Genomic DNA, 6,903 nt, shown 5'->3' with positions numbered 1-6,903 from the left:
CGCAGTCAGGGCCTGGCTCGACCCCTGGACCACCCTCCAACGCTGCTGGCGAGCCTGGACCAACGCACCCCCGCCACCCGAACTCCAAGCCCTGACCAACGCCGTCGGCGCAGGCCACCCACTTGATCTCTGCTCCCCGGTTAAACAAACCACCGCTAGGCAGCGAACCGAGGCCCCTGCGGCAACACCCTGATCTCCCGCCGATTGAACACCAGGTCACCCTACGTGCCGTGCATCCGTCGCCCCCAGGGCAAATTGCCTGACGTTGTGGGCGGGGAAAACGGTGCCCCCCTCCACAACGGGCCCTGAATTCCCGCAAGTCCGGCGCCTTGGCCAGCCTGCGGTACATCCCTACGCTCACGGCCGCCTTCGGCCGCGTCGACCTCCAGGAAGGGCGCGTCATCTTGCAGGCAGACGTCCTCGGTCCGTTCCTGGGCCCGCTGCTGGCCCGAGCGGTTCTGGATCCGCCGCGGGCCGTGCGGCAGGGGGCAGGGCGAGGAAGGCACGGGCGGGCGGCGGCAGGAAGCCTGGTGTCTGGGCGAGGTCCCACTGGCAGCCCGGTTGAACCCGGTCGAGTTCGGCGAACTGTTCGCGCTGCAGCAGCAGACCCAGAGCTGACAGAGCGGTAGCGGCGGCTCTCTCGTGTCGGGTGCGTAGTTCGTCCAGGAGAGAGAGCCCGGCCGGCAGCTGCCTGCTGATCCACCACTCCATGGTGGCTTCGCCTGGCGCCCGGGCGGCAAGTTCTTCTTCCGCCCGCGTGCACAGGTCCAGCGCCCAGGCGCGCACATCCCGGGCAGTCTGCCAGGCGGCGCCAAGGTCTTCTGGCGAGGCTGTCGCCGCCAACTCATGAAGGATGCGACGAACGTCGCCGGTCAGCATCGCCAGGCTGTCGTCGGGACCCAGGACGGGGGAGTGCGGCGTAGTCTCCACCAGGGACGCGATCGGGTTCACCTCCAGGCCGGGCGTCAACCCCCGCAGCAGCGCGCCGATGCGCTGCAGAGGCGCGCTTCCCGTGAGCAGGGCATCGGCGGCGAACAACGCGGCGCCCTGCGGCGTCATGCGCTCAGCGCCCAAGTTCTTATCCCACTGGGCAAGTTCCGTCGGTGGCCAGGGGACACCGGCTGACTCGAAGAACGCGACGATCTGCGCGTCCACCCGGCGCGCTCGCGCGGGCACCATGATCACCGCCTGGCCGCCGTGGCCGATGTAGGAGTCGACGGCGTCCAGCTGCCCGTCGACGTCCCTACCCGGCTCGGCACCGCCTGGAAGGCCGACGGCGCCGACGGCGCTGTGGAAGGCCGCCCGGACTGTCGGTTCCGGCACCGGCAGGCCCTCGCCGAACAAGAGCATTGCCACGTCCGCCGGCCGCTTCCCTCGCCCGGACAGCCGGGCGAGAGCGAGCACCAGCACGAAGCTGGCGGCCACCGGCTGCGAGGTACTGCCCTGTCCGCGACCGAGCCCTCCACCATGCGCGTTTGCCGGGAGCAGCCCGTGACGTCTCCACCCCGACAACTGTTTGCCGGTCACCGCGAAACCATGCTCGCGGGCGTGGCCGATGAGCTGCTGGTCCGCCCGGCTGGGCACCTTCGTGCTGTCCATCCTGCGACCGTACCGGTGAGCCCTACACCTCAGGCCTCATTTGGAGACCCCCCACCTTCGTCCGGTCGCCGTGCCAGCGGTCCGCTGCAATGGGCGAAGAACCGGCCCTGCGCGGCAGACCGCCCCCAGACGGCCGGCCTGCCCCGGCTCGGAGCCGGGCCGGGCACCCGAAACGAAGGAGATGAACTCATCCATGACAAGCAACGACGAACACCGCGAGCTGCGCACCTTCCTGCTACTGCTGGCCATGGCGGTGGGCCTGCTCACCACCGGAGCGGTCGTCTGCCTGACGTTTGCGTATCCGAGGCTGGCCGAACCCCTTGCCGTGGGCGCGGCTGTCCTGACCTGCCTGGCGGGCCTCGTACGGTTGGTCGTCAAAGCAGCCGGGGAGCATCGCCGACCGTAGTGCCTGGAACTGCAGGAAGGTGTCGTACAGGGGATCGGGCTGAGGCGCGCGCCCTACGGCGTACGGATGAACGACAAAACGATGCAGGCCGGCCGGTACGATCTGCCTGCGGTCGATGAGGAACTCGCCGGGGCTCTGCTGGCCCAGGGTGAGCTCAGCGACCTGGCGTTGGGGTTGCTGAGGAACGCGCACCGGGTCCTCTCCGGAGCCGGTGGCCTGGAGCGGCCCGGCGAGATCGCGGAGGCGTGCGTACGCAGCGCGGCCGATGCACTGCTGAAACTGCCGGGCGTGCCGGATACGAGGATGGCGGCGAAGTCCGTCGCCCAGGTGGCTACCACCGGCACTGGGCGCGGGGGATCACCGAGCGGCTGACGGGCCTGACGCTCGGCGCCGCCCAGGACGAGGCGCTCAGCACATGGGGGGAGCTGTACTCGAAGGCATCAGGGACCCTCCACGGTGCCGGCGCCGTTCCTCACCCACGTTGCCGCGAGGCACCCGGCCGCCGCCCGGGCCTGGATGACCGACCACGCCGAACGGGTCGCCGCGGCAAGCCGGCCCGTGATGAACGCCATGCTGACACTGGCCTACCGCCCGGGGCAGTCGCCCCCCGCCGCCCAGGTCCGCGCCGGTCTTCCAGCAGGCCGTCCCGGATGGCTGGGCCCGCACGGCCCCGGCGACGGCTGGACAGCGCGTGGACCGCCGTCTGGGCGCGCGAGGCGCCCCTGTCGCAGCACGACGGCGACTGGATCGCTGTGGTGGAGCAGCTACTGGCGCCGCGGTCGACGCCGAGCTGGGGAAGGACATCCGTAACTGGATCGACGCATGGAACACCGACCCCAGGCCCTACGTCTGAACGAAGACCGCAGACGAGATACTCGAACGCCTCGCCAGCTATCTGAACAGAATCCCTGACTCAGAAGAATAGGTCTGGTGGCCGGGGGTTTTCTGCCACCAGATGTGGCGGGCGGTGAGCAGGGTGGTAAGCCACAGCTCAGTGCCGATCAGCGTGTGCAGGACCGCAAGTGGTGCGGGCTCGCCGCGAGTGGCGCCGTCCAGTGCGGAGATCGCGGCCGCCGGGTCGAGGAGGTTCTCCTCGGCGAAGCGGGAGGCCTCGGCGCGCGGCATTCCGCTGTACAGGTGCGCGCGGGCGTCCTGCGGTTCCGGCGGAGGCTGGTTGTCGACGTACCGCTGGATGTTCAGGTTGTCACAAACGGGGGAGCACCTCGCCGCGCGGCCGCCCCAACGTCATGGCTGACCGGTTACCGCACACTCAACCACTGATACGAACGCCAACCCCGCAACTACCTCGCCTTCCTCGGCCTCGCCGCCGCACCCGGCCGTTACAAGCGACTCGTCCGCCTCACCACATAGGACACCTACTTGGCTTCGTGCTCCGGCGGCAGGGTTCTTCCTTGTCACAAGCAGATCGGCGAAGCCGATCTCGGGTGCCTCCCAGACGAGCACTGCCCACTGGTCGGCACTGCGTCCCGCAGAGCCTTCACAGTCCACGTTCCACACTCCGCGGAAGGCGACCATGTCCGAGAAAAGCGAGCGCGTGCTGCTGCATGTCAAGTTCCTCAACGATCAGATCGAGCCGACCTTCGAGGGAGCCTGCACCGGCACAAGCCTCCGCGTCGTCGCGCGTACTACACCCGATGGCCGTGTGGCCGTGTCGGGCTCGGTGTGGCACCGCGTGCACCGGATGCGCGGCTCCGGCAAGGTCTTCAAGCACTGGCAGACCGTGCAGGCATTCTCGCTGCTGCGAACCAAGGCCGGCCTTGTGGCACTGCGCGTGCTGGAGAGCACCAGGCGGTTGAACTACACCCAGCATCTCTTCGCCGGAGGCGAGCACCCGCTGGTGCAGCTGCTGCAAAAGCTCGGCGAGCAGACCCTGCTGGCTCCGATGGTGCACTACCAGTGGCACAGTCAGCACGTCCGCGTCGTCGAGGGTCCCTCCTTCGGGGACCTCGGGCCGCGCGCGATCCAGGCCCAGATGAGCGTGATTGTCCAGAACCTCCGGAACGAAGTTCTGCGCGTGATCGGCGACCTGCCGGTCGCCGGTGAGCGGTTCCCACTGCTGAAGAGGTTCTTGCCCCGCGGACTCGGCCGCTTGGGCCAGATGTACTTCCTGGATGCCGAGGACTACAAGACGGTCGCGGAGAACGTGTTCGGCAAGACCCGGTACCGCAAGCCGCTGGCGCGCGAGATCCAGCGCCTGGCTGAGCGCATGCTGGCCAGCCGGGACTGGGGTCAGATGAGCATGCTGAACTGGTTCCGTCTGTTCCGCGGGCTCGTGCCGATCGACTGGATCATCGATTCGATGCGCCGCACCCAGACCAATCACTATGTCGTCCTCAACTCGGCTGAGCTTGTGCAGGCCCGGGCGCTGTTCCGCCGCGTGCCCCAGACGATCCTGGGGCGGATCCTTGCCCAACCCCTCGGACAGAGCATCCGGATCACCCAGGCCACCGTGCGAGAGCTCGGCACTGTCCACACGCAGTGGCGTGACCTGGATCTGCTGCCCGAGCTGATCAAGGCTCGGGGACAGCGCCATATCCGCGGTGCTCAGGACCTGGAGACCCTGGTGCGCTCGATACCCGTGACCCCCGTGGAGAGCCGCTCGGTCGCGCGCTCGAACCGGACGATCAACACCCTGATCGATGAGGGGCAAGCTCTACGCGAGATGCACTACTACAACGAACAGATCGCCCGGCTCGAGGGATGTGACCTGCCCACCGCGACCTGGGAGCTGTGGAAGGCCCCGGAGTTCCGACAGGCCGCGGAGGCGTTCCTGGTCGAGTACCGGCGTGAGCTGATGACTGCCGAGCAGCGCGAACGCGAAGCGCGGGACGAGCGAAACCGCCAGGAGCGCCTTTCCCGTGAGAGGGAGCGGGCCGTCTGGGCCGCAGACGTTGCCGAGAAGCTCGACGGTACACGCGTCGGTGGGTTCCGACTCGTTGCCGCACGTGACGCAGCCACTCTGGCTCGATGGGGATCACAGCTCAACAACTGCATCGCCGGCTATGCGGACATGCTGGGCCTGGACGTCTTCGTCGCCGTGATCGACGACCACGGAGACTCAACGGGCCGTGTACGGCTCAACATCGAGATCAACCACGAACACGGCGTCGTACAGTTCCTCGGCACCTACAATCGCCAGGCGGTCAAGGAACTGGAGAAGGGCCCTGCGCAGCAGGTGCTCGATGCCATCATCGGCATCGGAATCCCGGTGCACGAGTCCGCCCTCGGACTGCAGCAGCTCGCCCTGCCAGTTCGGGACACGGTAACCGCGTGATTGAGACCTCCCCGGCGCAGCCCCGTGCTGCGCCGGGGGAGGCGTCTTTCCGGCTCAGGTGAGGATCCGAGGCCGCGGATCCGGGTCGACTTTGCAGTCCTGGTCCCGGCCTTGAGGTAGGACGACTTTCAACGACCTCAAGCTGACGTTCTGAGGCGAGCATGAAATCCTCCCCAACTTCGGCGCTCTTCCCATCGAGATGTCCTTCCGCGAGCGGCACGGTTGCCTCCGGCGAGCACGCTTCCATGCACTGCGGAAGACTGCGGCCGGCTCGTCGTCCGCCCCGGTCGAAGCCGACGCCTTTAAGGTTCGGCTCGACGAACTGTCTGTGGACCCAGGTCTGATCAAGGGATGACGAGAGTGGAGCATCAGGACCAGGAGTACGTCATCTGCCCCAAGCGCAAGGGCAAGCAGGGCTTCGATATCTACCGCCATGTTCCCCACAAGCGCAGCGGCGGCCTGTGCTACGAGTGCGGCGGCAACGGGGTTATCCCCGGCGCGGCCGCCTTCCTCCGCCGCCAGCAGGCCACCGAGGACGCCCTCCGCGCCCGGGAACAGGCCCGTATTAACGAGCGCCAGGCTCAGGAGGACGCTGCTCACGCCGCAGCCTTCGACCGCTACGGGGAGGAGTATTGGCTGGTGTACGCGCTCTCCCGCTACGACCACCCCGCCACCCTCGGCGCCGTCATCGACCTCAACGCCTACAGGGCCAACGACAAGGCCGCCATGCGCCGTGTCCGCGACCGACTCCTGTACACGGTCGAAGCCGCCGGCCTGGATGGACTCGGTCTCGAAGAAACTGAGTGGCCGGTAGCTGAAGGCGAACCGCTCCCTGCCGGTGGGCACTCCCCGTGGGAGTCATGACCGCCTCGCATTCCGTATGGCGACGGTCCGGTCGGCGACGGTGTGTGCAACGGCGCTGGATTCGGCGTCCCCGTTCGCGCCGTTCAGTGCCCGGCAGGTTATTGTCCGGCGGCGGCCCGAGTTTTCGGAGACGCTGAAGGAGTCGACTTCTGGGGCGTCGGACTCCACCTCGGCCCCGGTGACGAAGAGCTGGAAGCGATGGTCGCTCCGACGCCGTGGCGGCCGAAGCGACACACGGTCGCGGGCTGGTGGTTCGCCGAAAACACCTACGCCGCCCACCCTGCCACCCAGGCACCAACTCCGCTCACAACAACGTTGCCGGCTGATCATCGAGCGGACGCGGATTCGGAAGCTGGTACTGCGGCGACCAATGCCACGTCGACGTGGGGCCGAAGTGGTGAATCGCGACCTCGTTCAGTAAAGTGCTCATTGAGAGTTGGTTGGGACTGATCTCACTGATCAGCTGGTGATGACTGCTGGTCGACGGGCCGGGCGGGTGATGACCGCTCGGCCTCCGTCGTTCCCGGGCGCACTGCGCCCCGGGGTCTTGCAGAGCCGGCTGATGAGACCGGCAGGAAGAACGCTAGATCTAGACATGAGGTGCAGAGGCCCCGGTGGTGTGAATTTGCCGCGTGGTGCGCCTAAGGCCGACCGGCAATAGGCGCCTGGGAGGTGGCGGAGGCATCAGAACGGCCACGGGTCCACGTGATCATGGAGCTCTCTACGCTCAGTAATCACA

6 protein-coding genes and 1 pseudogene are annotated in these 6,903 nt (G+C 67.7%); 5 read left to right on the top strand and 2 right to left on the bottom strand.

What is annotated here, in order from left to right; all coding sequences use genetic code 11:
* Positions 1 to 399: 399 nt before the first annotated feature.
* A complete protein-coding gene (locus AB0P17_RS42990; RefSeq protein ID WP_365820539.1) occupies positions 400 to 1,599 on the bottom strand; it encodes a hypothetical protein in 1,200 nt (399 codons plus the stop codon).
* Between the two features lie 193 nt (positions 1,600 to 1,792).
* Between AB0P17_RS42990 and AB0P17_RS42985 the strand changes: the two genes are divergently transcribed.
* Positions 1,793 to 2,005: a hypothetical protein gene (locus tag AB0P17_RS42985; protein ID WP_365820537.1), complete on the top strand. Its 213-nt coding sequence runs from the start codon at positions 1,793 to 1,795 to the stop codon at positions 2,003 to 2,005.
* Positions 2,006 to 2,071: 66 nt separating this feature from the next.
* The gene (locus tag AB0P17_RS42980; protein ID WP_365820535.1) at positions 2,072 to 2,377 is read left to right on the top strand and encodes a hypothetical protein; all 306 of its coding nucleotides are present in this window, start codon (positions 2,072 to 2,074) and stop codon (positions 2,375 to 2,377) included.
* Between the two features lie 519 nt (positions 2,378 to 2,896).
* On the opposite strand, the gene AB0P17_RS42975 is transcribed toward AB0P17_RS42980, so the two are convergent.
* Positions 2,897 to 3,130 (bottom strand): hypothetical protein, encoded by a 234-nt coding sequence (locus AB0P17_RS42975; RefSeq protein ID WP_365820541.1) that lies wholly within the window; start codon positions 3,128 to 3,130, stop codon positions 2,897 to 2,899.
* Between the two features lie 120 nt (positions 3,131 to 3,250).
* Here AB0P17_RS42975 and AB0P17_RS42970 point away from each other — a divergent pair.
* The 3 genes and pseudogenes from AB0P17_RS42970 to AB0P17_RS42960 all read left to right on the top strand — a co-directional run.
* Positions 3,251 to 3,376 (top strand): annotated as a pseudogene (locus tag AB0P17_RS42970) (IS5/IS1182 family transposase); the annotation flags it as partial.
* 163 nt (positions 3,377 to 3,539) lie between these two features.
* A complete protein-coding gene (locus AB0P17_RS42965) occupies positions 3,540 to 5,300 on the top strand; it encodes a PcfJ domain-containing protein (RefSeq protein WP_365820533.1) in 1,761 nt (586 codons plus the stop codon).
* Between the two features lie 351 nt (positions 5,301 to 5,651).
* Positions 5,652 to 6,164 carry a hypothetical protein gene (locus AB0P17_RS42960; protein ID WP_365820531.1) on the top strand — a complete coding sequence of 171 codons (513 nt, stop codon included), beginning with the start codon at positions 5,652 to 5,654 and terminating at the stop codon, positions 6,162 to 6,164.
* Positions 6,165 to 6,903: the final 739 nt, after the last annotated feature.

Origin of the sequence: Streptomyces sp. NPDC088124, assembly GCF_040685895.1 — a bacterium.
In the GTDB taxonomy this organism is placed as follows: domain Bacteria; phylum Actinomycetota; class Actinomycetes; order Streptomycetales; family Streptomycetaceae; genus Streptomyces.
This window is presented reverse-complemented; position numbering and strand designations above follow the sequence as displayed.

Excerpts from the sequence above, each read along its gene's own strand:
- AB0P17_RS42990 (WP_365820539.1), bottom strand. The coding sequence starts at position 1,599 with ATGGACAGCACGAAGGTGCCCAGCCGGGCGGACCAGCAGCTCATCGGC.
- AB0P17_RS42985 (WP_365820537.1), top strand. The coding sequence starts at position 1,793 with ATGACAAGCAACGACGAACACCGCGAGCTGCGCACCTTCCTGCTACTG.
- AB0P17_RS42980 (WP_365820535.1), top strand. The coding sequence starts at position 2,072 with ATGAACGACAAAACGATGCAGGCCGGCCGGTACGATCTGCCTGCGGTC.
- AB0P17_RS42975 (WP_365820541.1), bottom strand. The coding sequence starts at position 3,130 with ATGCCGCGCGCCGAGGCCTCCCGCTTCGCCGAGGAGAACCTCCTCGAC.
- AB0P17_RS42965 (WP_365820533.1), top strand. The coding sequence starts at position 3,540 with ATGTCCGAGAAAAGCGAGCGCGTGCTGCTGCATGTCAAGTTCCTCAAC.
- AB0P17_RS42960 (WP_365820531.1), top strand. The coding sequence starts at position 5,652 with ATGACGAGAGTGGAGCATCAGGACCAGGAGTACGTCATCTGCCCCAAG.